Annotated in this window: 20 protein-coding genes; 16 read left to right on the plus strand and 4 right to left on the minus strand. The window is 69.2% G+C overall.

Translation table 11 applies throughout. The features are described 5' to 3' along the window. Nucleotides 1–2: 2 nt before the first annotated feature. The gene (locus HBB12_RS17580; protein WP_236990523.1) at nucleotides 3–866 is read right to left on the minus strand and encodes a S49 family peptidase; all 864 of its coding nucleotides are present in this window, start codon (nucleotides 864–866) and stop codon (nucleotides 3–5) included. A 333-nt stretch (nucleotides 867–1199) separates the two neighbouring features. On the opposite strand from HBB12_RS17580, the gene HBB12_RS17585 reads away from it, so the two are divergent. Both HBB12_RS17585 and HBB12_RS17590 read left to right on the plus strand, forming a co-directional pair. Next, complete coding sequence (locus HBB12_RS17585; protein ID WP_236990524.1) at nucleotides 1200–1517, plus strand: hypothetical protein; 318 nt, start codon at nucleotides 1200–1202, stop codon at nucleotides 1515–1517. A gap of 646 nt (nucleotides 1518–2163) precedes the next feature. Then, entirely contained in the window at nucleotides 2164–3303 is a 1140-nt protein-coding gene (locus HBB12_RS17590) for an HD domain-containing phosphohydrolase (RefSeq protein ID WP_236990525.1), read from the plus strand. Nucleotides 3304–3311: 8 nt separating this feature from the next. Here the strand turns inward: HBB12_RS17590 and HBB12_RS17595 are convergent, their stop codons facing one another. After that, nucleotides 3312–4238 (minus strand): LysR family transcriptional regulator, encoded by a 927-nt coding sequence (locus HBB12_RS17595; RefSeq protein ID WP_236992816.1) that lies wholly within the window; start codon nucleotides 4236–4238, stop codon nucleotides 3312–3314. A gap of 198 nt (nucleotides 4239–4436) precedes the next feature. On the opposite strand from HBB12_RS17595, the gene HBB12_RS17600 reads away from it, so the two are divergent. The 3 genes from HBB12_RS17600 to HBB12_RS17610 all read left to right on the plus strand — a co-directional run bounded on the left by HBB12_RS17600 (nucleotide 4437) and on the right by HBB12_RS17610 (nucleotide 7567). After that, a complete protein-coding gene (locus tag HBB12_RS17600) occupies nucleotides 4437–5324 on the plus strand; it encodes an FIG domain-containing protein (protein ID WP_236990526.1) in 888 nt (295 codons plus the stop codon). Nucleotides 5325–5330: 6 nt separating this feature from the next. Beyond that, a complete protein-coding gene (locus tag HBB12_RS17605) occupies nucleotides 5331–6191 on the plus strand; it encodes a phosphoribulokinase (protein ID WP_236990527.1) in 861 nt (286 codons plus the stop codon). A gap of 176 nt (nucleotides 6192–6367) precedes the next feature. After that, nucleotides 6368–7567, plus strand: a complete 1200-nt coding sequence (locus HBB12_RS17610) for a sensor histidine kinase (RefSeq protein WP_236990528.1) — start codon at nucleotides 6368–6370, stop codon at nucleotides 7565–7567. 45 nt (nucleotides 7568–7612) lie between these two features. On the opposite strand, the gene HBB12_RS17615 is transcribed toward HBB12_RS17610, so the two are convergent. Then, on the minus strand, nucleotides 7613–9142 hold the full coding sequence (locus HBB12_RS17615) for a sensor histidine kinase (RefSeq protein WP_236990529.1): 1530 nt from the start codon (nucleotides 9140–9142) through the stop codon (nucleotides 7613–7615). Between the two features lie 247 nt (nucleotides 9143–9389). Here HBB12_RS17615 and HBB12_RS17620 point away from each other — a divergent pair, with 247 nt between their 5' ends. The 8 genes from HBB12_RS17620 to HBB12_RS17655 all read left to right on the plus strand — a co-directional run bounded on the left by HBB12_RS17620 (nucleotide 9390) and on the right by HBB12_RS17655 (nucleotide 17001). After that, nucleotides 9390–9845 (plus strand): (2Fe-2S)-binding protein, encoded by a 456-nt coding sequence (locus tag HBB12_RS17620; RefSeq protein WP_236990530.1) that lies wholly within the window; start codon nucleotides 9390–9392, stop codon nucleotides 9843–9845. A 13-nt stretch (nucleotides 9846–9858) separates the two neighbouring features. Further along, nucleotides 9859–12066, plus strand: coding sequence for a xanthine dehydrogenase family protein molybdopterin-binding subunit (locus tag HBB12_RS17625; protein ID WP_236990531.1), 2208 nt, complete (start codon nucleotides 9859–9861; stop codon nucleotides 12064–12066). A gap of 169 nt (nucleotides 12067–12235) precedes the next feature. Further along, nucleotides 12236–12826 carry a uracil-DNA glycosylase family protein gene (locus HBB12_RS17630; RefSeq protein ID WP_236990532.1) on the plus strand — a complete coding sequence of 197 codons (591 nt, stop codon included), beginning with the start codon at nucleotides 12236–12238 and terminating at the stop codon, nucleotides 12824–12826. A 58-nt stretch (nucleotides 12827–12884) separates the two neighbouring features. After that, nucleotides 12885–13595, plus strand: coding sequence for an orotidine-5'-phosphate decarboxylase (gene pyrF / locus HBB12_RS17635; protein WP_236990533.1), 711 nt, complete (start codon nucleotides 12885–12887; stop codon nucleotides 13593–13595). Nucleotides 13596–13625: 30 nt separating this feature from the next. Continuing rightward, nucleotides 13626–13937, plus strand: coding sequence for a DUF1330 domain-containing protein (locus HBB12_RS17640; protein ID WP_236990534.1), 312 nt, complete (start codon nucleotides 13626–13628; stop codon nucleotides 13935–13937). Between the two features lie 139 nt (nucleotides 13938–14076). After that, nucleotides 14077–14778 (plus strand): glutathione binding-like protein, encoded by a 702-nt coding sequence (locus HBB12_RS17645; protein WP_236990535.1) that lies wholly within the window; start codon nucleotides 14077–14079, stop codon nucleotides 14776–14778. A gap of 7 nt (nucleotides 14779–14785) precedes the next feature. Beyond that, complete coding sequence (locus tag HBB12_RS17650; protein WP_236990536.1) at nucleotides 14786–14989, plus strand: hypothetical protein; 204 nt, start codon at nucleotides 14786–14788, stop codon at nucleotides 14987–14989. Nucleotides 14990–15234: 245 nt separating this feature from the next. After that, a complete protein-coding gene (locus tag HBB12_RS17655) occupies nucleotides 15235–17001 on the plus strand; it encodes an SLC13 family permease (protein WP_236990537.1) in 1767 nt (588 codons plus the stop codon). A gap of 98 nt (nucleotides 17002–17099) precedes the next feature. Here HBB12_RS17655 and HBB12_RS34515 read toward each other — a convergent pair whose 3' ends face one another. Continuing rightward, a complete protein-coding gene (locus tag HBB12_RS34515; RefSeq protein WP_442919288.1) occupies nucleotides 17100–17750 on the minus strand; it encodes a CPBP family intramembrane glutamic endopeptidase in 651 nt (216 codons plus the stop codon). A 1026-nt stretch (nucleotides 17751–18776) separates the two neighbouring features. On the opposite strand from HBB12_RS34515, the gene ccmI reads away from it, so the two are divergent. The 3 genes from ccmI (at nucleotide 18777) to HBB12_RS17670 (ending at nucleotide 22894) form a co-directional block, all read left to right on the plus strand. Next, nucleotides 18777–19931 (plus strand): c-type cytochrome biogenesis protein CcmI, encoded by a 1155-nt coding sequence (ccmI, locus tag HBB12_RS17660; RefSeq protein ID WP_236990538.1) that lies wholly within the window; start codon nucleotides 18777–18779, stop codon nucleotides 19929–19931. A 292-nt stretch (nucleotides 19932–20223) separates the two neighbouring features. Then, complete coding sequence (ccmE, locus tag HBB12_RS17665; RefSeq protein ID WP_236990539.1) at nucleotides 20224–20742, plus strand: cytochrome c maturation protein CcmE; 519 nt, start codon at nucleotides 20224–20226, stop codon at nucleotides 20740–20742. 154 nt (nucleotides 20743–20896) lie between these two features. Beyond that, a complete protein-coding gene (locus HBB12_RS17670; protein WP_236990542.1) occupies nucleotides 20897–22894 on the plus strand; it encodes a heme lyase CcmF/NrfE family subunit in 1998 nt (665 codons plus the stop codon). Nucleotides 22895–22899: the final 5 nt, after the last annotated feature.

Raw genomic sequence — 22899 nt, forward strand, 5'->3', positions numbered from 1 at the left:
GCCTATAATCCGTACCGCGAAAAGGCCGCGCGCTCGTCGAGGGCGGCGAGCGCCCCCTCGATCGCCGCGAGGCCGACCGCCCCCGGCTCGCGCCGGCGCAGCAGCCGGGCGAGGAGGCCGCCGCGGACCTGCTCGATCACCGGCAGCTTCACATTGTCGCCGAAGCGCTCCCGCAGGACCGAGCGGACGTCGCCATGGCCGTCGACGAGGCCGAGCGCGAGGCCCTGGCGGCCGGTCCAGACCGCGCCGGAAAACAAGTCGTCGGGATCGCCCTTGAGGCCGGGCCGGCGGCTCGTCACGAGCTCGGCGAACATCGCCTGCACGTCGGCCTGGATGGTCTTGAGGCGGGCGACGTCGTCCGGGTTCTCGGGCCGGAACGGGTCGAGCATCGCCTTGGCCTTGCCGGCGGTGTGAACCCGGCGCTCGATGCCCAGGCGCTCGATCAGCCCGGTGAAGCCGAACCCGGCCGAGACCACCCCGATCGAGCCGACGAGGGAGGACGGATCGCAGAAGATCTCGTCGGCCGCGCAGGCGATCATGTAGCCGCCCGACGCCGCAACATCCTCCACGAAGGCGAGGACCGGCACCCCGGCCTCGACCGACAGCGCCCGGATGCGGCGGAAGATCAGGTGCGACTGCGCCGCCGAGCCGCCCGGCGAGTTGACGACCAGCGCCACCGCCCGGATGCCCTTCATGCCGAAGGCCCGCTCCAGGGCCGGGGCGCAGGCGCCGAGCGACAGGCCGGCCCGCAGGGGCGAGACCGCCCCGATGGCGCCGCTCAGGCGTACGACCGGCACCACCGGGTGACGGCGAGCCCAGCGCTCGGGCAAGAAGGCGCGCAGGGCGGTGAGGGGCCGGAACGGCATGGCGGGATGGGGTCTCCGATGGCGGCCTCGACGGTTACGCGGAGCGCGGGGCTTGGGGCAAGCGAGCCCGGGGCCGCAGGCGCGGGCCGCGCGCAATGCCGAGACCTGCGGGGGCGCCTCGAGCCGGGAACAGTTTCAAGTCGAGCGCAAGTTTTTCGCGCAAGTTTTTCGCCCGCATCGATTGAAGCGAGGCCTTGCGCGTCTAGGTGATCCGACAGCGCCCCTCGGTCGTCCGGCGGGCGTCCCGCCGGTCCGTCACCGGCGGGGACGAGCCTCGTTGCCACCTGACAGCCGGGGCGCCGCGCGCCGCGCCGCCCGAGGGAGACAGACATCATGCGTGCTCTTCGATGGATCGGCCTGGTCCTGACCCTGCTCGTCGCAGGAATCGGGCTCGGCACCAGCCGCAGTTCCGCCGCCGCCCTGCCGAGCGCCGGCGCCCTCGCGGCCGAAGCCAGCGCCGCCGCCCCCCTGGTCGACAAGGCCTATTATTATCGCCGCGTCTACCGATACCGGCCGTATCGCCGGTATTACGGCTACCGGCCCTATCGCCGCTACTACTACCGCCCGTATTATCGTCCGTATTACCGCCGGTACTATCGTCCCTATTACCGGCCCTATCGCCGGGTCTACGGCCCGCGCTTCTTCTTCTAGGGCGCTTTCCGACGAAGCGGATGCCGCTTCGTCGTCGAAAATGCGGCACAATCAAAGACTTGGAGCAGCGCCCGATGGTACCGCGATCGGGCGCAGCTCCAACGCGCATGTCGAGTCCATGCCGCCGACCGGTCGAGTGACCGAGCTCGGGCGGACGGACGGGGCTTGCCCGACGGCTGCCTGTTTCGCGGCACGCGGCCCTTGCAACCGGACCAGGTCGGCTCCAACCGCATCCCGTGCACCGGGATGCGAACTCCGCCACGTTTCAGGCGGGACGACGCTCGTCGCCACCGTCAAGCATAACGACAATCCTGTTCATTGATCCTGGTATATTCCCGACGTCAGGACTGACGGCGGCGACCGCCTCGTCACAAGATTGCAGTCTGACGCGACGGAACTGCGCCGATCTGCCCGGCTCCCCAAGCCTCGAAACCCGGCCGGCAGGCCCAGGCCGCGGCCGCGGCACGGATCCGACTCCGTATCCGAGATTCCAGCCCGCCCGTTTACTCACGCTTAAGTTCAAAAAGCCCATTCTCACCCTCGGAAAGAGACCGAATCCTGGTTTTCGAAGCCGGGGAGCCCACCGGCTCCCCATGCCGCGGGACCCGGCCCTGGCCGAACGTCGTACGCCGCGGGAGATGGGCAGATGGACGTACTCGTCATCGACGACAGCCAGGCGGTGCTGGCCCAGATGCAGCGGCTGCTGGAGCAGGACCAGCAGGCTGTCACGTCCATCTTCCGGAATCCGCTCCTGGCGCTCGACGAGGCGCGGATGTGCGCCTTCGATCTCGTGCTGGTCGATTACAACATGCCCGAGATGGACGGCCTGACCGTCATTCGCGAATTGCGGGGCATCGAGCATTACGCCCAGGTGCCGATCGTGATGATCACCAGCGAGGTGAGCGACGCGGTGCGCCTCGCCGCGCTGGATGCGGGCGCCACCGACTTCCTGGACAAGCGCATCGGCCGTGTCGAACTCCGGGTCCGGCTGCGCAACCTGGTGCGGCTGGCCACCGCGGTGCGCCGCCTCGACGAGCAGGCCTCGTGGCTTGCCGGCGAGGTCGAGAAGGCGGTGCGCACCTTGCGCGAGCGCGAGGCCGAGATCATCTTCCGCCTCTCGCTGGCGGTGGAATACCGGGACAACGACACCGGCGACCACACCTGGCGCGTCGCCCGCTACAGCCAGATCATGGCCGAGGCCCTGGGGCTCGACGACGACCTGTGCCGCCGCGTCTACTTGGCGGCCCCGCTCCACGACGTCGGCAAGGTGGCGATCCCCGACGGCGTGCTGCTCAAGCCCGGCCGCCTCGACGCGGAGGAATTCGCCCTGATCCGCACCCATCCGGCGATCGGCAAGCGCATCCTGGGCGGCAGCAACTGCGCGCTGATCGGGCTCGCGGCGGAGATCGCCGAATCCCACCACGAGCGCTGGGACGGCGGCGGCTATCCCCGGGGCCTCTCCGGCGAGGCGATCCCGCTCGCGGCCCGGATCGTCGCCGTCGCCGACGTGTTCGACGCGCTGACCACGGAGCGCCCCTACAAGGCGGCGATGCCCCTCGACGAGGCGCGGGCCTGTATCGAGGCGGAGAGCGGCCGCCACTTCGATCCGGCCTGCGTGGCCGCCTTCCTGTCGGGCTGGGACGAGATCGCGACGGTCCGCAGCGACGCCTCGGCGCGCCTGCGCGACATCCCGGTTCGGATCGAGCCCTGGGCCCGGGTGCCGTCCCTCCCCCGGGAGGTGCCGGTGGAGGCGCAGGCCGCACCGCGCGAGGACGCGGCGGCCTGAACCCCTCGTCAGCCCGCCGGGTGCGGCAGGTCCGGCAGCCAGGCCGCCCCCTCCCCCACCAGGAAATCCCAGAACGCCTGGCCGGCGGGGCTCAGCACCTTGTCGGCCCGGCGCACCGAGAACCAGTCGCGGCGAATCGGCAGGCCCTCGACGTCGAGGAGCACAAGGCGGCCATCCGCGACCTCGGACGCCACGGTGTGGCCCGAGATCAGCGCGATGCCGAGGCCCGCCATCACGGTCTGCTTGATGGTCTCGTTCGAGCCGCTGTCGATGCCGATGCGGGCGCGCCGGATCAAGAGGCCGGTCATGAACTCCTCGAACACCGTGCGCGTGCCCGAACCGTATTCCCGCACCAGGAACGGCTCCTCGGCGAGTTCCTCCCGGGTCAGTCCGCGCCGCCCGGCGAAGCGGTGGTCGGGGGCGGCGATCACCACCAGCGGATGGGGGCCGAAGCTCTCTGCCGCGATGGCGAAGTCCCGCGGCGGGCGGCCCATCAGGGCGAGGTCGACCCGGTAGTCGCGCAAGGCCTCGACGGTGGCGCCCCGGTTGCCGACCACGAGGTCGATCTCGACGCCCGGATGGGCCCGCGCGAAACCGCCGACGATCCGGGGCGCGAAGTACTTCGCGGTCGAGACCACGCCGAGGGAGACCCGGCCGCCATGGCCGCCGCGCAGGGTCCTGAGCCGCTCGGTACAGGTCTCCAGCACGGTGCCGATGCTGTCGATGGCCCAGAGCAGCTCGCGGCCGGCATCGGTGGGCTTCAGGCCGGCATGGGTGCGGTCGAACAGGAGCAGGCCGATCTCGTCCTCGAGCCCCTTGATCCGCGCCGTGAGGGCCGCCGGGGTCACGTTCAGCTCCTGGGCCGCCCGGGTCATGGTGCCGAGCCGCGCGATCGCCGCGACGGCGTGGAGCTGCTTGAGGGAGAGGTTGCGAATCCGGTCCTGCGCCATCCGGTCCTCGGCCGCCGGCCGTGATCGTGAGGCCGTAAGAGGGGAAAGTTCCCGATCCGACATCGCCGGAGGCGCGGGCGCATCCCGTACTTCGGGACAGGATGACGGGACGGCCCCCCGCCGCCTAAGCTGTCCGGTAGAGACCATGGGCCGGTCCGGGTGGGGCATTCTCGGGGATCGCACATGCTTCTGAGCGCCCGCATCGACGCGACCCCGCCGCGGCGCCAGCCGGCGGCCGGGTCGATCCTGGCCGCCCTCGCCGGAGCCGCCGCCGCGACCGCCGGCGAGATCGCCGCCATCCCGGGGGACCCGACGGGGGCCGCCCGGCGGATCTTCACCGAGTCCTTGCGCGGGGCCGAGGTCGCGGCGATCGCCTGGCCCGACGGCGACCGGCCGGAATTCCGCGTGAGGGGTGCCGAGTTCGTCCTCGCCCTCTGTCCGATGGAAGGGGCCGACGGCCTCGACGGCGGCCTGCCGGCCGGCACGATCTTCTCACTACGCCCCGCCGGGGCCGACCCGGAGGCGGCCTTCCTGGCGCCGGGCCGGATGCAAGCCGCGGCGGGCTTCGTGACCTACGGCCCCCGCACCCTCCTGACCCTGACCGACGGCACGACGACCACGACGCGGATCTTCGATCCGCAGAGCGGCAGCTTCCGGCCGCCCTCGGTGCTGCGCCTGTCGCGGGAGCCCGCAATCCTCGGCGAAAAACCGCGGGGCGCCGCGTGTGCCCGGAAAGCCGCACCGGCCTGCCGCTCCCTCGCGGCGGGCGCCCAGCGGGTGCTGACCCGCGGCGGCCTGCACGTCGTCACCGGGGATCCCCGCGCAGGCACCGGGATCCGGCTCGTCCACGAGGCGGCACCGGTCGCCCTCGCGATCGAGGCGGCCGGTGGCGCCGCCACGGACAAGCGCGGGCGGGCGATCCTCGACCTTCCCGCCGACGACCTCGACCGGCGCACCTCGCTGGCCATCGGGCCGGCCAGGGAGGTGGCGGATCTCGTCCGCGGCCTCGAGGCGGACCGCGACGCCGGCGGCTCGCCGCTCTTCGCCCCCCGCGGCCTGCTGCGGGGCTGACCGGGCGTGTCGGCGCTCCATCCCATCGTGTCGGTCACCGGGTCGTCGGGCTCCGGCACCACCTCGGTGCGCAACACCTTCGAGCAGATCTTCCGCCGCGAGGGCGTCGAGGCGGTGTTCATCGAGGGCGACGCCTTCCACGCCTTCGATCGGGCCGAGATGCGCGCGGCGGAAGCCCGCGAGCCGACCCTGAGCCATTTCGGCGAGCGGGCGAACCTGCTCGCCGAACTCGAGGCGGTGTTTCGCGAATACGCCGCCTCGGGGCGCGGCCGCACCCGGCACTACGTGCACGATGCCGAGGATGCGGCCCGCTTCCGGGCCGAGCCCGGCACCTTCACCCCCTGGGAGGACTTTGCCGAGGGCTCCGACCTGCTGTTCTACGAGGGCCTGCACGGGGCGCTCGTCAACGAGCGGGTCGACATCGCCGGGCAGGCCGACCTCCGGATCGGCGTGGTGCCGGTGATCAACCTGGAATGGATCCAGAAGCTCCACCGCGACAAGGCGGCCCGCGGCTACTCGATCGAGGCGGTGACCGACGTGATCCTGCGCCGGATGCCCGACTACGTCACCACCATCTGCCCGCAATTCACCAACACGGACATCAACTTCCAGCGCATCCCGACGGTCGACACCTCGAACCCGTTCGTCGCCCGCTGGATCCCGACCGCCGACGAATCGATGGTGGTGATCCGCTTCCGCGACCCGAAGGGCATCGACTTCCCCTACCTGATCTCGATGATCGCCGGCAGCTTCATGTCGCGGGCGAACTCGGTGGTGATCCCCGGCGGCAAGCTCGACCTCGCGATGCAGCTGATCCTGACCCCGATGATCCTGCGCCTCGTCGAGCGACGCCGCCGCCTGCTCTGACGACGGAGGGGAGGATCCGCCTTTGGGCACGGGCCTCCTTCTTCTGGGCAAGCCTCCGGCGCCCGCCGGCTCGGCTTGTGCTCGGGACAGGATGGCGTAAGAGTCCGGCGATCCGACGTGCCTCGGGGGAAAAGGCACCCTGGGGGACGAGACCCCGTGTTGCGAGAGTCCGGTGGATGGCGAGTGACGGGTCGAGCCGTGAGGCGCACGAGGCCGGGGGCCGGGCGGAGCTGCCCTACCGGCTGAGGCAGCAGGCGCTGATGGGCGCCTTCGCCCGCATGGCCCTGCAGACCCGCGACCTCGATGCGCTGCTGGCGCGGGCGAGCGAGCTCTGCGTCGAGGCCCTGGGCGCCGCCTGCTGCCAGGTGCTGGAATACCGTGCCGGCGACCACGCCTTCGTGATCCGGGCCTGCACCGGCCTCGGCGACGATCGCGTCGGGACCGGCTTCACCGCCGCCGACGAGGCCACGCCCGCGTCCTACGCCTTCCGCACCGGCGCCGGCCTGCTCGCCAACGGGATCCAGCCCGGGGCCGAGCACCACGGCACGCGCTTCCATCTGCCTGAGGCGCTCGCACCCGCGGGCTTGTGCCACGCGGTCAACGTGCCGATCGCGCTCGGCGACGAGAGCCGGCGCGCCTACGGCGTGCTCGAGGCCTGGGGGACCGAGGGCCACGGCTTCGACCGGGCCGACCAGGAATTCCTCGCGGGCTTCGCCGGGCTGATCGGCATCGCGGTCGAGCGCCACCAGGGCGACGCGCGCCTGCGCGACGCCCTCGACCACCAGGTCCAGCTCACCCGGGAGATGAGCCACCGGGTCAAGAACAGCCTCGGCGTGGTGGCGGGCCTGCTGCGTCTCCAGGCCCGCGACGCGCAATCCGACGAGGTGCGCCACGCGCTGGAGGATGCGGGCGCGCGCATCGCCACGGTGGCGGAGGTCCACGACCACCTCTGGCGCGGCATCCACCAGCTCGGCATGGTCGAACTGGCGGATTTCGTGCGCGAATTGGTGGCGAAACTCCAGGAGGAGGCGCACGGCCACGCGCTGACCTGCGAGGCCGACCCGAAGGTGATCAGCGCCGACCAGGCGATCCCGATCGGCCTCGTGGTCAACGAACTGGTGACCAACGCGGTCAAGCATGCCTACCCGCAGGGGACCGGGCCGGTGCGGGTGATCCTCGCGGTCAGGGCCGACGGCCTGCGGCTCACGGTCCGCGACGACGGCATCGGCCTTCCGCCGGGCTTCGACGTGTCGATGCGCCAGCGCTCGCTCGGCCTCAAGATCATCGCCAGCCTGATCCGCCAGCTCGACGGCCGCCTCAGCATTGCATCGGACGGGCCCGGGGCGCATTTCGTGCTGGATATCCCGCTGGCCTGACGGCCCACGCGCCGCGGGGGACCGTCGTTCGGCCTTGCCGAGCCCTTACGCCGCCCGGACCGGCCGGACCGGCACCTGCTCGGCCAGGGCCGGCAGCGCATCCATCACCCGGGTCGCCGGGAAGGTGACGATCACCTCGGTGCCCTCGCGCGGGCGCGACTTCAGCTGGAAGCCGCCGCCATGCAGGTCGACGAGGCCCTTGACGATCGGGAGCCCCAGCCCTGAGCCCTGCTCGGCGGTCTTGATCGCGAGCGAGCCGCGACCGAAGGAGGACATCACCGTCGGAATCTCCTCCTCGGGGATGCCCGGGCCGGTATCCTTCACGCTGACATACTGGCCCCCCGACGAGGTCCAGCCGACCTTGATGGTGATCTCGCCGCCCGGCGGCGTGAACTTGACCGCGTTCGACAGCACGTTGAGCACGATCTGGCGCAACGCCCGCTCGTCGGCCCAGAGCCGCGGCAGGGTCGGGTCGATCAGCTCGCGGAAGGTCTGGTTCTTGGCACGCGCGCGCAACGCCATCATGTGGCGGCTCTCCTCGACCACGTAGGCGAGTTGCAACGCCTCCTCGTTCAGCTCGTAGCGCCCGGCCTCGATGCGCGAGAGGTCGAGGATCTCGTTGATCAGGTTGAGCAGGTGCAGGCCGCTATCGTGGATGTCGGTCGAGTATTCCCGGTAGGAGGCCGCGGAATGGGGGCCGAACACCTCGTTCTTCATCACCTCCGAGAAGCCCAGGATGGCATTGAGCGGCGTGCGCAGCTCGTGGCTCATGGTGGCGAGGAAGCGGGACTTGGCCAGGTTGGCCTCCTCGGCGCGCCGGCGCGCCTCGTCGGAATTGGCCTTGGCCTGTTCCAGCTCGCCGAAGATCGCGTCCTTCTCGGCCCGCGACTGCAAGGCCGAGACCGTCGAGGCGTGGAGGTGGTTCGACAGGAACAGGAAGAATAGCTGCGCGCAGACCGCCATGCCGACGAGCAGGACCGATTCCGCCCCGCGCGACAGGACCAGGAGCGCCGCGGTGGCGGCGCTGAGCGGCAGGAGGCCCGCATAGGCGGCGAGCGGGACCGTCGCGGCGAGCATCGTGGTCACGGCGGCCACGATGACGAGGACGAACATCACGAAGGTGCGGGCGTTCGACGCCTCGACCTGGAACAGCATCAGGACGAGGAGCGCCCAGGCGACGCTCTGGAGCGCCTCGCCGACGATCACCCGCCGGCGCGAGGCCGGCAGCGACAGGGAGGCCGGGTCCTGCCTCAGGAAGGAGCGTGACAGGGCGGTGTTGCCGGCGATCGCCAACAGCACGCCGGCGCACCAGACGCCGCTCAGGAGCGCGGGGGCCCAGAACACCGAGGCCGCGGCGATACAGCACACCAGCACCACCAGCGGCAGGAAGGCGCCGATCCGGTACTGGGCGTACACGCGCAGCAATTCGTAATCGAAGGCGCGCTCGAGCCCGATCGAGGAGGTCAGCCGCTCACGCGCGGAGCGGACGTCCCGGGCGACCTTGCGCCGCCGGGCCGCCTCCTCCGCCGTCGGGCCGCGCCCGCGCTGAACCATTTCCGCCGTGACTTCGGACATCGCGATCGGGTCGTGCCGCTCCCTCGCCGCAAGTGACCGGCGGCCAGTCCCGGAGAGGTTCGTGGAAATTCGTTAAGGTCCTCCTGCCGGAACCCCACGAATGCGACGCATCGGGCCGTCCCGCCCTGCCGCGACGGCATGGGCGGACGGGTGCGCTGGCGCACATCGGCTCCGCTTGCCGAGGGTGCAGGAGCGGCCGCACACACGCAGGGCTGGAACCATTCCAGCCTCTCGTCGGAAGCGCACGATGACGAAGCTCACCCTCAACGGCCGGACCTACGAGGTCGAGGCCGATCCCGAGATGCCGCTGCTCTGGGCGATCCGCGACCACCTCAACCTCACCGGCACCAAGTACGGCTGCGGCATCGCGCAATGCGGCGCCTGCACGGTGCATCTCGACGGCCAGCCGGTGCGCTCGTGCCAGACGCGGCTGGGCGATGTCGGCGAGGCCAAGATCACCACGATCGAGGGGATTTCCGGCCCGGTCGCCGAGGCGGTCCGGACCGCCTGGCGCAGCCTCGACGTGGTGCAGTGCGGCTATTGCCAGTCGGGCCAGATGATGTCGGCGATCGGCCTGCTCACCGAGAACAGGAAGCCGAGCGACGCCGACATCGACGCCGCCATGGACGGCAACGTCTGCCGCTGCGGCACCTACCAGCGCATCCGCGCGGCGATCCACGACGCCGCCCGCTCCCTCGCCTGACCGGGACGCCGCCATGCTGAATTCTCGCCTCACGCCGCGCGCGAGCGCCGTCCCCTCCCGCCGCGCCGTCCTGGGCGGCACCGCCGCCGCCCTGGTGATCGGGCTCACCCTCGACCCCGACGTTTCGACCAAGGGCGCCCGGGCCGCGGGCGGTCCCGACCTGTCGAAGGCCCCGGCGAAGCCGAACGCCTTCGTGCGCATCGCCGCCGACGACACCGTGACGGTGGTGATCAAGCACCTCGACATGGGCCAGGGCAACACGACGGGGCTCGCCACCATCGTGGCCGAGGAGCTCGACGCCGACTGGGCTCAGATGCGCGCCACCTTCGCGCCGGCCGATGCCAGCCTCTACAACAACCTCGCCTTCGGGCCGATCCAGGGTACCGGCGGCTCGACCGCGGTGGCCAATTCCTGGATCCAGCTGCGCAAGGCGGGGGCGGCCGCCCGCGCCATGCTGGTCGCTGCGGCCGCCGAGGAGTGGAAGGTGCCGGCCGGCGAGATCACGGTCGAGAAGGGCGTGCTGCGCCATGCGAGCGGCAGGGAGAGCCGGTTCGGGGCGCTGGCTGCCAAGGCCGCCGTCCAGCCGATTCCCGAGAACCCGACGCTCAAGGACCCCTCCGCCTTCCGGCTGATCGGCACGAAGCTGCCGCGGCTCGATTCGAACGCCAAGACCGACGGCAGCGCGCGCTACGCCCTCGACATCCGCCGGCCGGGCCAGCTCACGGCGCTCGTCGCCCGTGCCCCCCGCTTCGGCGCGACGCTCAGAAACGTCGACGACACGGCCGCCAAGGCGGTGCCGGGCGTGGTGCAGATCGTCACGATCCCGAGCGGCGTCGCGGTGGTGGCGCGCGACACCTGGTCGGCGATGCAGGGCCGCAAGGCCCTGAAACTGACCTGGGACGATGCCGGCGCCGAACGCCAATCGACGCAATCGCAAGCTGCCGCGTACAAGGCGCTGGCCGACAAGCCCGGCCTCGTCGCCTCGAAGCGCGGGGACGCCGCGGGCGCGATCAAGGGCGCGGCCAAGGTGCTGGAGGCGGAGTTCAGCTTTCCCTACCTGGCCCACGCCCCGATGGAGCCGCTCAACGCCACGATCGAGCGGGCGGCGGACGGCTCCTACGACATCCATGCCGGCTCGCAGTTCCAGACCATCGAGCAGGCGGTGGCCGCCGGCATCCTCGGCACCACCGCCGACAAGATCCGCATCACCACGCTCTGGGCCGGCGGCTCGTTCGGCCGGCGCGCCACGGCCTCGGCCGACTACATCGCCGAAGCCGCCGCGATCCTGAAGGCCACCGGCGAGAAAGCCCCGATCCACCTCGTCTGGACCCGCGAGGACGACATCACCGGCGGCTATTACCGCCCGGCCGCCTACCACCGCATCCGCGCCGGCCTCGATGCCAAGGGGGCGGTCACGGGGTGGGAGCACCGCATCGTCGGCAAGTCGATCATCATCGGAACGCCGCTCGAGGCGATGATGGTGAAGGACGGGGTCGACGCCACCACGGTCGAGGGCGCGGCGGACACCCCCTATGCGCTGCCGGCCTACCGGTTCGAGGTCCACAATGCCCGCGAGGGCGTGCCGGTCCTGTGGTGGCGCTCGGTCGGGCACTCCCACACCGCGCAGGCGATGGAGGTGTTCATCGACGAACTCGCCCACGCCGCCGGCCAGGACCCGGTCGCCTACCGCCTCGGCCTGCTCAAACAGGCGCCGCGGCTCTCCGCCGCCCTGACGCTGGCGGCCGAGAAGGCGGGCTGGAGCGCCCGCGAGACGAAGCCGGGACGCGGCTACGGCGTCGCCGCCCACGAGTCGTTCGGCTCCTACGTGGCGATGGTGGCCGACGTGACGGCGGAGGCCGGCAAGGTGAAGGTGAACCGCATCGTTGCGGCGGTCGATGTCGGCGTGGCGGTGAACCCGGACATCATCCGGGCCCAGGTCGAGGGCGCGGTCGGCTTCGCGCTCTCGGCGGTCCTGCGCAACAGGATCACCTTCAAGGACGGCGAGGTGCAGGAGACCAACTTCGACGCCTACGAGCCGACCCGGATGAGCGAGATGCCGAAGGTCGAGGTCCACATCGTGCCATCGGCCGCCGCGCCCACCGGCATCGGCGAGCCCGGCGTGCCGGTGCTGGCGCCCGCGATCTCGAACGCGGTCTTCGCCGCCACCGGCCAGCGCCTGCGCTCGCTGCCCCTCGACCTCACGGCGCTTCGTGGTGTGTGATCGCGCCTTGCGGCTTTGCGCGGCGTGTGATCGCGCACCACACCCTTAACCTCCGCCCTATATGAAAGGCATGACTTCCAGTTTTGGACCCGAGACGACTTCAGGGTGCGGCGCAAGCTGCACCCTTTTTTCATCCGCGAAGCCGGATTTCGCCGAGACCGCCGAGCAGGTGCGGAACTGCCGGCTGTGCCGCGACGCGCCGTTCCACGGCCCACCGCTCCCGGTCGAGCCGAGGCCGATCGTGCAGGGCACGTCGCGGGCCCGGATCTGCATCGCCAGCCAGGCCCCGGGCAACCGGGCCTTCCAGAGCGGGCGGCCGTTCCAGGACCCGTCGGGCACGCGCCTGCGCGCCTGGCTCGGCCTCGACGAGCCGGCCTTCTACGACCCCGACCTGGTGGCGATCGTGCCAATGGGCGCCTGCTTTCCCGGCCACGATGCCAAGGGCGGCGACCTGCCGCCGCGGCGCGAATGCGCCGAGACCTGGCGCGCACCGCTGCTCGCTGGGCTGCCGGACCTCGAGCTGATCCTCTTGATCGGGCAATACGCGCAGGCCTGGCATCTCGGCCGCCGGCCCGGCGGCCTCACCGGCACGGTGGCGCGCTGGCGCGAGATCTTTTCGGAAGATCGGCGCCCCCGGCTGCTGCCGCTGCCGCACCCGTCCTGGCGCAACACGCCGTGGCTGAAGAAGCATCCGTGGTTCGAGGCGGAGCTGCTGCCGGTGTTGCGGACGGAGGTGGCGCGGCTGGCGGAGCGGGCTTGATTCCCGGGCGCGCTCCCGTGATGGGGTGCGTACGACATTCTTTCGTGACGGAGGTCCCGTGCCCGAGCCCATCAGCCCCCGCGACCGCCTGATCGTCGCCCTCGACATGGCGAGCCCCGACGAGGCCGAGCGCCTGATCGAGCGGATCGGCGACGCCGCGAGCTTCTACAAGATCGGCTACCGCCTCGGCTATGCCGGCGGCCTCGCCCTCGCCGAGCGGCTGGTCCGGGGCGGGCACAAGGTCTTCCTCGACCTCAAGCTGCACGACATCGGCAACACCGTCGAGGAGGGCGTGCAGTCCCTGGCCGGGATCGGTGCCACCTTCCTCACCGTACATGCCTATCCGCAGACCATGCGGGCGGCGGCGGCCGGGCGCGACAAGGCCGGGACCGGCCTGAAGATCTTGGGCGTCACGGTGCTCACCTCCTACGACGACGCCGATGCGCGCGAGGCCGGCTATGCGCTCCCCGTCGCCGACCTCGTCGCCGCCCGGGCCGCCGCCGCCAAGGCGATCGGCATCGACGGCCTCGTCTGCTCGGCGGCGGAGGCCGCGCAGGTGCGGGCGGTGATCGGGCCCGACCGGCTGATCGTCACGCCCGGCATCCGCCCGGCCGGCGCCGAGATCGGCGACCAGAAGCGGGTCGTGACCCCGGCCGAGGCGATGCGCTCGGGCGTCGACCATGTCGTCGTCGGCCGCCCGATCACCGGGGCCGCCGACCCGCGCGACGTGGCCCGCCGCATCGTCGACGAGATGGCGGCGGCGCTCTAGAACTGACGCGACAACAACGGGAGGAGCCGGATGGCGAAGGGATACTGGGTCGGCCGCGTCGATGTCTCGAAGCCGGAGGCCTACAAGAACTATGTGGCTGCCAACGGCGCCGCTTTCGCCCAATTCGGCGGGCGCTTCCTGGTGCGCGGCGGCGCCTTCGAGGCGGTGCTCGGATCGAGCCGCGCCCGCAACGTGGTGATCGAGTTCCCGAGCTACGACCAGGCGCTCGCCTGCTGGAACTCGCCCGAATACCAGGACGCCCGCGCCAAGCAGGAGGGCGGCGCCGAGATCGACCTGATCGTGATCGAGGGCTACGACGGGCCGCAGCCGGGCGAGGTCTGACCGGCGAGGCCGATCATCGGAGCCTGTGCCAGACGCCGCGCTCGGGCGGCTTGCCTCACCTGCGCCCGGCGCGGCTTGACCGCTGGGGGGTCGCGCACCACCTCCGCGCCAGCCTTCACGGCGAGCCCCGGAGCGGCGGATGATCGACCTCTATTACTGGACGACCCCGAACGGTCACAAGGTGACGATGTTCCTGGAGGAGGCCGGCCTCCCCTACACCATCAAGCCGGTCAACATCAGTAAGGGCGAGCAGTTTCAGCCCGAATTCCTCAAGATCGCGCCGAACAACCGCATCCCGGCGATGGTCGACCACGAGCCCAAGGGCGGCGGCGCTCCGGTCTCGCTGTTCGAATCGGGCGCGATCCTGCTCTACCTCGCCGAGAAGACCGGCCGCTTCATCCCCGCCGACGTGCACGGCCGGGCCGAGGTGCTGCAATGGCTGTTCTGGCAGATGGGCGGCCTCGGGCCGATGGCCGGGCAGAACCACCACTTCACGCAATACGCGCCCGAAGAGGTGCCCTACGCCATCAACCGCTACGTCAACGAGACCAACCGGCTCTACGGCGTGCTCGACCGGCGCCTGGCCGACCGCCCCTTCGTGGCGGGCGAGGATTACAGCATCGCCGACATGGCGATCTATCCGTGGATCGTGCCCCACGAGCGCCAGCGCCAGAACCTCGACGACACCCCGAGCCTGAAGCGCTGGTTCCAGGCGATCGCCGAGCGCCCGGGCACGAAGGCGGCCTACGACAAGGCGGCGGCCATCAACCAGCAGCCGACGATGTCGGAAGAGGCCAAGAAGATCATGTTCGGCCAGACGGCCGCCAACACCAAGCGCTGAGGCGACCATGGCGACGGGCGGCACCGCGGGCCGGGGCTGGCGCGGGCCCTTGCGCCTCGTCCTCACGGTGGTGCCGCCCCTCGTCGGGGTGGTGCTGATCGGCCAGGCGGTGGTGGATTCGATCGGCGGCGACATCCGCCGCTGGCAGTTCGCCCTGGGCGCGGTCTGCCTGTGCCTGACCGTCGCCGGGCGGCTGGTGCCGGAGGAGTGAGCGGGTTTCCGACTTCGCGCGGGCCGCAGGGCTGTCCGGGACAATGAGTGGCGCGGGGTTCCCCCCTTCTGCGGGGAAGGGGGAACCCCGCGCCATTCTCGTTCTCGACCCTCATAAAAAAACTCTCCCACCTTTCACCCTGGGCAGATCCCCGCCCCACCCAATCTAGGGAGGCTCGATACCCGGCATCAGGATCACCCGCCCGGCATGACATGCACCCGCCCCCTCGCCCGCAGCGCCCGCGCATGACCCTCGACCAGTGCCTCGCCTTCGGCCTCATCGGGGTCACCGTCCTGCTCTTCGTCTGGGGGCGGCTGCCCTACGACCTCGTGGCGCTCCTCTCCCTGGTCGCCGGGGTGGCTCTGGGGCTGGTGCCGGCCTCGAAGGCGTTCGACGGATTCGCCGACGACGTGGTGATCATCGTGGTGAGCGCGCTGGTGATCTCCGCCGCAATCTCCCGCTCGGGCGTGGTCGAGAGCGCGATGCGCCCGCTGCTGCCTTACTTGCGAAAACCCCGCCAGCAGGTGCCGGCGCTCGCCGGCGCGGTGATGGGGCTGTCGATCGTCACCAAGAATATCGGGGCGCTCGCCATCTTCATGCCGGTGGCGCTCCAGCTCGGGCGCAAGACCGGCACGTCGGCCTCGCTGCTCCTGATGCCGATGTCCTTCGCCTCGCTGATCGGCGGCCTCGTCACGCTGGTGGGCTCGTCGAACAACATCATCGTTGCCAAGGTGCGGGCCGACATCGTCGGCCAGCCCTTCGGAATGTTCGACTTCACCCCCGTCGGCCTCGGGCTGGCGGTGGCGGGCCTCGCCTTCCTGTCGGTGGGCTACCGGCTGCTCCCCAGGGACCGGCGCCCGGCCGGGTCGCTCGCCGCGGCGTTCCGGATCGAGGCCTATACCACCGAGGCCGGCCTGCCGGCGGAATCGCCCCTCGTCGGGGCCACGGTGGGCGAGCTGGAGGCGCTCGGCGACGGCGACGTGACGGTGGCGACCGTCATCCGCGAGCGGTTCCGCCGCTACGTGCCGGGGCCGGACTGGCGGCTGCAGGCCAACGACATCCTGCTCCTCGACGGCGAGCCGGAGGACCTGGAGCGCCTGGTGGCGCGGGCCAAGCTCACCCTGGTCGGGACCCAGCCGGCCGGCGGCGAGATGACGGTGATCGAGGCGGTGATCCCCGACGGCTCGGCGCTGGCCGGCACCACGGCGACGGATGCGGACCTCGCGGCGCGCTACGCCACCGCGCTGCTGGCCGTCAGCCGCAGCGGTGCCGCGATCACCCGGCGCATCGGCAGCGTGCGGTTGCGGGCCGGCGACGTGGTGGTTTTGCGCGCCGAAGCCGAGCGGCTGGCCGAGGTGCTCACCGAATTCGGCCTGCTGCCGCTCGCCGAGCGCAAACTGGCGCTCGGCCACAGCCGCCGCAGCTACATCCCGATCGCGGTGCTGGCCGGCGCGATGGCGCTGGTCGCGCTCCACCTCGTGCCGGTGGCGATGGCGTTCTTCGGCGCCGCGGTGCTGCTCCTGGTCCTGCGCGTCATGACCATGCACGAGGCCTACGAGACGATCGAGTGGCCGGTGATCGTGCTGCTGGGCGCCCTGATCCCGGTGAGCGACGCGGTGCGGACGACCGGCGGCACCGACCTCATCGCCGGAGCGCTCTCGCACGCGATGCAGACGGTGCCGCCGATGCTGTCGATCGGGCTCCTGCTGATCGCCGCCATGGCGGTGACGCCGTTCCTCAACAACGCCGCGACGGTGCTGGTGATGGGGCCGATCGGCGCGAGCCTCGCCCAGAAGCTCGGGCTCAACCCGGACCCGTTCCTGATGGCGGTGTCGGTCGGCGCGGCCTGCGACTTCCTCACCCCGATCGGCCACCAGTGCAACACCCTGGTGATGGGCCCGGGCGGCTACCGCTTCGGCGATTACGCCCGCCTCGGCCTCCCGCTGTCGATCATGGTGATCGTCGTCGGCACGCTGCTGATCAGCCTGTTCTGGCCGGTAGCGATCCCATGATATATTTATGGAAACAACACTTTGTGCGGTCGATATTTATATTTTTTAATCTATCGCAATATAAAATTTCGTTAATTATATGATTAATAAATTAAATACTATCTATATATTAATAGTGCCACTAAGGCATTGTTCCAAGCGTGGACAAGAAGCAATGTAAAAAATGCCTGATTGGCGTACCTGAGATATGTCAAGGTCAGACCTAAGGGAATGATCGCGATCGGGAGTGAATTCGCTCCGGTATAATGCGACATAACCCAAACGACACAAGTAGATATGGCGACAATTTCTACATTATATTTGCAAGAGATTAATTCCCATAGCCCGACTCGAAAAAGCGCTTCTTCTGCGAGGGGCATCAAAAATATAATACTAAATAAAAATAAGATGAAATCTGCATCTAATTGCATTTTATATTTTTGAATCATTTGATAATAATCAGCAACGCAAAGATAAGAGCTTATTAATATGATGGATAAAATAATAGGCATCAATTTTAAATTCTTATAATATCCATCTCTTATGTAACTACATTTTTTCCCCCGCAAAGCGATTATAGTCGCTACGCAGCAGCCGACCAAATTTACTATTGACCCTAGATAAATTAAGCGAAAGTTTACGCACATATTTACTGAACAATATGGCAAAAAATTTGATCTAATTATCAGAATAGCAAACACAAATGAAACCATGTATGAAACTAGAATTACTATTGAAACAACAAATATCCTCACTAAAATCATATTCATATCGCGCCGCTGAATCGAATTACCGATACTAGGGATAGATCTGTAACGAGTGCGACCTACCTAGAGCACTTCACGATCGCGCTGCAATCGCGAAGCTCTCTAGGTCTTTGATTTTGCCGCATTTTCTGCGACGAACCGGTATCCACTTCGTCGGAAAATGCTCTAGGCAAGCCACACTCATCAATTTTTAGTTTTTTTCAATCATCCCGGCCCGCCACTCCAGTTATTGTCATAAGGATAGTACATCTGAGGGTAAGCACCATGTTCTGATATACCATATCCATTGTCTATCGGCATGAAAGAGCTAGTCCACGGCGCTGTTCCAGGCGCGAACGATCCATAACCAAAATTCGGATCAGCAGGTCTATACTGAGAAGGATCGTACGACGTGATAGCCGCGCCCATCCAACTGAACATCATTGTTCCGATTTTTCCCCATATTCCTCCAAAGAATCCTGAAAAACCCGAAACCGTATTTCCAGCTACGTTCTTGTATATGTCGCTACTGAAAGGCAGACTGCCTCCATCTCCGCGACCGGGCACAAAGCCATAGCCATCGCTATAAACGGGCGTACCACTGAACAAGCTTGCGACATCGTTACGACCGACATCGATTGCCGGCAGTGATATTGCCCCTTCGTACATCAATCTGCCTTGGCGGTCAAAGTAATAATCGATGCCGCGGCGATCAGCTTCGATAGAGTCAATATCTAATCACCTATTTGTTTCAAGTTACCCAAGGAAAATACCCGTATCAATTTCTACAGCAACATTTTTATAGGATTATGCATTTCCGCATAGGCCTTACCATATAGTAGATATATAATAATATTTTGTTATGTAATTGAATTTTTGCTTATTTGATAAATTTGTTTTTCGTGTTCGCTATTAAATAGATTTTGTAAGTATTTTTTCTTGCGAATTCGCGGTTCACAAAACGTGATCCGAGCACCGGTAGAAATGTGTGACACCTTGTCGCCACGGGCCAGAATCGTGTCTCCCGGGCCCGGGGGATACAGAGGGGGCATGACGGCGATCTGGTTCATCTTCGCGCTCATGACCGGCCTGGCGGTGCTCGCCCTGCTCTGGCCCATGTCGCGCCGCCCGGCCCTCGCGGGCCTCCCCGAAGGCGAGGCGCGCATCGCCACCGAGACCGGATTCTACCGCGACCAGTTGCGCGAGATCGACCGCGACGCCGCCCGCGGGCTCCTCGCCGCTCCGGAAGCCGAGGCGGCCCGGGCCGAGGCCGCGCGCCGCCTGCTGCGGGCGAGCCGCGAGCCCGGCCGGAACCCGGGCGCGGTGGGCGAGCCGGCCCTGCGCCGGCGCCGGGCGGCCTCCGCCTTCGCCCTCTCGACGGTGCCGCTCGTCGCCCTCCTCGTCTACGGCATCTACGGCTCGCCGGACCTGCCGGCCCAGCCCCAGGCCGAGCGCCTGGCCCATGCCCAATCGGCCGGCAACGACCTCGCGGCGGCCCTGGCGCAGATCGAGGCCCACCTCGCCAAGGCGCCGGAGGACGGCCGCGGCTGGACGGTGATCGCCCCGGTCTACCTGCGCCTCGGCCGCACCGAGGACGCCATCAAGGCCTACGAGAATGCCCTGCGCATCCTCGGCGACGACGCCGGGCGCCTGGCCGATTACGGCGAGGCCCTGGTGGCGGCGGGCGACGGGGTCGTCTCGGCCAAGGCCCGCGACGCCTTCGAGCGGGCGCTCAAGCAGGATCCCAAGGCGGTCAAGCCGCAATTCTACCTCGCCCGGGCCGCCGAGCAGGACGGCGACCGCGAGACGGCCCGTGCCCGCTACGCCGCGCTCGCCGCCGCCGCGCCCCCCGAGGCGCCCTGGCTGCCGATGGTGCGCGACAGCCTCGCCCGCCTCGACGGCAAAGCCGTGCCGCCCGCCGCCGCGGCCGGGAATCCCGGCGGGAATCCCGGCATGAGCGAGGAGCAGCGCGGGATGATCCGCGGCATGGTCGAGGGGCTGGCCCAGCGGCTGGCCGAGAAGGGTGGATCGCCGGAGGAATGGGGCCGGCTAGTGCGCTCCTACGTGGTGCTCGGTGATCGCCCGAAGGCGGAGGCGACCCTCTCCCAGGCGCGGACCGCGCTCGGGGGCGACCCCGGCAAGCTGGCCGCTCTGGACGACGTGGCGCGGGAGCTGGGTTTGGGTGCAGCGAAGGCGGTGCCGTGAGAATCGCGACGCTCCTGACCCCTCCCCCCTCTGCGGGGGAGGGTGGCCTGCGGAGCAGGCCGGGAGAGGGGCGGCGCGACGCTGATCCAGGGGGCGCCCTTCATCAAGCGCACGACCTGTCCGGAAACGTGGTTCCCCTCTCCCGACCCCTGCTGACGCAGGGGCCACCCTCCCCCGCAAAGGGGGGAGGGTTCCAGCGCGCGCCCGTCTCGGCCTCGCCGGGCAAGCTCTGCTATGACATGACCATCGACAGAGCCGGCGTCTCCAGGCCGGCCCCCGGGAGACGCCCCTCATGACGCGCCGGCGCCGCCGTTCCGTCCTCATCCTCGTCTGCGGCGCCGTGCTGGCGGTGGCGGCCGGGCTCGTCCTCTCGGCGATGCGCGACACGATCGTGTTCTTCCGCTCGCCGACCGAGGTGGCGAGCCAGAAGGTCGCGCCGGGCACCCGCTTCCGCCTCGGCGGGCTGGTCGAGGCCGGCTCGCTCAAGCGCGAGGCCGACGGGCACGTGGAATTTTCCGTCACCGATACCGGCTCGACCGTGCCGGTGCGCTACCGCGGCCTGCTGCCCGACCTGTTCCGCGAGGGCCAGGGCGTGGTGACCGAGGGCGTGCTCCAGGCCGACGGGACGTTCCGCGCCGACACGGTGCTGGCCAAGCACGACGAGACCTACATGCCCCGCGAGGTCGCCGACGCCCTCAAGGCGCAAGGGCGCTGGCAGGAAGGCGCCGGCAAGCCGGGGGCAAGTTCTTCCGCCCAGGGCGCGTCTGCGCAACCGCAAGCCGAGCCCGTCTCGCGCACCGCCGTCAAATAGCGCGGTCCCCGTGCGGCGGAAGGTCTTGGCGGCGCGGGAGACGAAGCGGACTACGATGACGCCCGCGATCCGCCGCGGCAGGATGCCGGGACGGGAGAGCCGTCGACCGATCTCCCGTTCCGATGACTGAAACGCTTACCGAAAGGTCGCCCCGTTGCTGATCGAGGTTGGTCACTACGCCCTCGCCCTGGCGCTCGCCCTGTCGCTGACGCAGATGGTGATGCCGGTCTGGGCGAGCCGCACCGGCGACCCGGTCCTGCGCAGCGTCACGGTGCCGGCGGCGCTCGCCACCTTCGCGTGCATCGCCTTCGCGTTCGGGGCGCTGACCTACGCCCACGTCACCTCGGACTTCTCGGTCCAGAACGTCGTCGAGAATTCCCACTCGATGAAGCCGCTGATCTACAAGATCTCCGGCGTCTGGGGGAATCACGAGGGCTCGATGCTGCTCTGGGTGCTGATCCTGGCGCTGTTCGGCGCCGTGGTGGCGCTCGCCCGGAATTCCGTCCCGCCGACCTTGCGCGCCAACACGCTGGGCGTGCAGGCCGCGATCACCGCGGTGTTCCTGCTCTTCATCCTGGTCACCTCGAACCCCTTCGCCCGGCTCAACCCGGCCCCGATGGAGGGCCGCGACCTCAATCCCCTCCTCCAGGATCCCGGCCTCGCGATCCATCCGCCGCTGCTCTATCTCGGCTATGTCGGCTTCTCGATCACCTTCGCCTTCGCCATCGCGGCCTTGATCGAGGGCCGGATCGACGCCGCCTGGGCGCGCGCCGTGCGGCCCTGGACGCTCGCGGCCTGGTGCTTCCTCACCGTCGGCATCGCCATGGGGTCGTACTGGGCCTATTACGAGCTCGGCTGGGGCGGCTGGTGGTTCTGGGATCCGGTCGAGAACGCCTCGCTGATGCCCTGGCTCGCCGGCACGGCGCTCGTCCATTCCACCGTCGTGATGGAGAAGCGCGACGCGCTCAAGGTCTGGACGGTCTTGCTCGCCATCCTGACCTTCTCCCTGTCGCTGCTCGGCACCTTCCTGGTGCGCTCCGGCGTGCTCACCTCGGTCCACACCTTCGCCACCGACCCGACCCGCGGCACCTTCATCCTCGGCATCCTGGTGCTGTTCATCGGCGGCTCGCTGGTGCTCTACGCCTGGCGGGCGCCGACCCTGCGCCAGGGCGGCCTGTTCGCGCCGATCTCCCGCGAGGGCGCGCTGGTGATGAACAACCTGTTCCTGTCGGCGGCCTGCGCCACGGTGCTGGTCGGCACGCTCTACCCCCTGGCGCTCGAATCGCTGACGGGCGAAAAGATCTCGGTCGGGGCGCCGTTCTTCAACCTGACCTTCGTGCCGCTCGCGGTGCCGCTGCTCCTCGTCGTGCCGTTCGGCCAGACGCTGGCCTGGAAGCGCGGCGACCTCGCGGCGGCGAGCCAGCGGCTGTTCGCCGGCTTCGCGCTGGCCCTCGTCATCGCGCTGGGCGCCGTCGCGGTGACCTGGGGCGGGCCGGTCGGGGCGCCGCTGGGCATCGGGCTCGGCGCCTATCTGGTGATCGGCGCCGCCCTCGAGATCGTCACCCGGGCCAGGGGCAAGACCTTTGGCCTGTCCCTGCGCCGCGCCGCCGGCCTGCCGCGTTCGGCCTGGGGCACGGCGCTGGCCCATGCCGGCGTCGGCGTCACGGTGATCGGCATCGCCGCGCAGGCCTGGAGCGTCGAATCGCTCGCCACCGTGCCGCGCGGCGGCGAGCTGCGCGCCGGCCCCTACGTCGCGGCGCTGGAGGGCGTCCTGCCCCGCACCGGGCCGAACTACACCGAGACCGTCGCCCACCTGACCATCCGGGAGGACGGCGTGCCGGTCGGCGTGCTGGAGCCGGGCAAGCGGTTCTACGCCTCGCGCAACATGTCGGTGAGCGAGGCGGGCCTGCTGACCCGCGGGGTGAGCCAGGTCTATGCGAGCGTCGGCGAGACCGGCACCGACGGCAGCGTCGGCATCCGCCTGTACTACAAGCCGCTGGTGCTGCTGATCTGGCTCGGCGCCGTGGTGATGGCGCTCGGCGGCGGTCTCTCCCTCACAGACCGGCGCTTCCGCGTCGGCGCCCCGGCCCTGAAGCCGGCGATCCGCGACGCCGCCGGCCCGGTGCCGCCCCACTCGGTCCCGGCGGAGTAGGCCCC

Source organism: Methylobacterium sp. SyP6R, assembly GCF_019216885.1.
GTDB lineage: Bacteria > Pseudomonadota > Alphaproteobacteria > Rhizobiales > Beijerinckiaceae > Methylobacterium.

Coding starts and splice junctions, on each gene's coding strand:
- HBB12_RS34515 (WP_442919288.1), bottom strand. CDS start 17,750: ATGAATATGATTTTAGTGAGGATATTTGTTGTTTCAATAGTAATTCTA.
- HBB12_RS17580 (WP_236990523.1), bottom strand. CDS start 866: ATGCCGTTCCGGCCCCTCACCGCCCTGCGCGCCTTCTTGCCCGAGCGC.
- HBB12_RS17590 (WP_236990525.1), top strand. CDS start 2,164: ATGGACGTACTCGTCATCGACGACAGCCAGGCGGTGCTGGCCCAGATG.
- HBB12_RS17610 (WP_236990528.1), top strand. CDS start 6,368: ATGGCGAGTGACGGGTCGAGCCGTGAGGCGCACGAGGCCGGGGGCCGG.
- HBB12_RS17625 (WP_236990531.1), top strand. CDS start 9,859: ATGCTGAATTCTCGCCTCACGCCGCGCGCGAGCGCCGTCCCCTCCCGC.
- HBB12_RS17640 (WP_236990534.1), top strand. CDS start 13,626: ATGGCGAAGGGATACTGGGTCGGCCGCGTCGATGTCTCGAAGCCGGAG.
- ccmI (WP_236990538.1), top strand. CDS start 18,777: ATGACGGCGATCTGGTTCATCTTCGCGCTCATGACCGGCCTGGCGGTG.
- HBB12_RS17620 (WP_236990530.1), top strand. CDS start 9,390: ATGACGAAGCTCACCCTCAACGGCCGGACCTACGAGGTCGAGGCCGAT.
- HBB12_RS17600 (WP_236990526.1), top strand. CDS start 4,437: ATGCTTCTGAGCGCCCGCATCGACGCGACCCCGCCGCGGCGCCAGCCG.
- HBB12_RS17650 (WP_236990536.1), top strand. CDS start 14,786: ATGGCGACGGGCGGCACCGCGGGCCGGGGCTGGCGCGGGCCCTTGCGC.
- HBB12_RS17615 (WP_236990529.1), bottom strand. CDS start 9,142: ATGTCCGAAGTCACGGCGGAAATGGTTCAGCGCGGGCGCGGCCCGACG.
- ccmE (WP_236990539.1), top strand. CDS start 20,224: ATGACGCGCCGGCGCCGCCGTTCCGTCCTCATCCTCGTCTGCGGCGCC.
- HBB12_RS17645 (WP_236990535.1), top strand. CDS start 14,077: ATGATCGACCTCTATTACTGGACGACCCCGAACGGTCACAAGGTGACG.
- HBB12_RS17585 (WP_236990524.1), top strand. CDS start 1,200: ATGCGTGCTCTTCGATGGATCGGCCTGGTCCTGACCCTGCTCGTCGCA.
- HBB12_RS17655 (WP_236990537.1), top strand. CDS start 15,235: ATGACCCTCGACCAGTGCCTCGCCTTCGGCCTCATCGGGGTCACCGTC.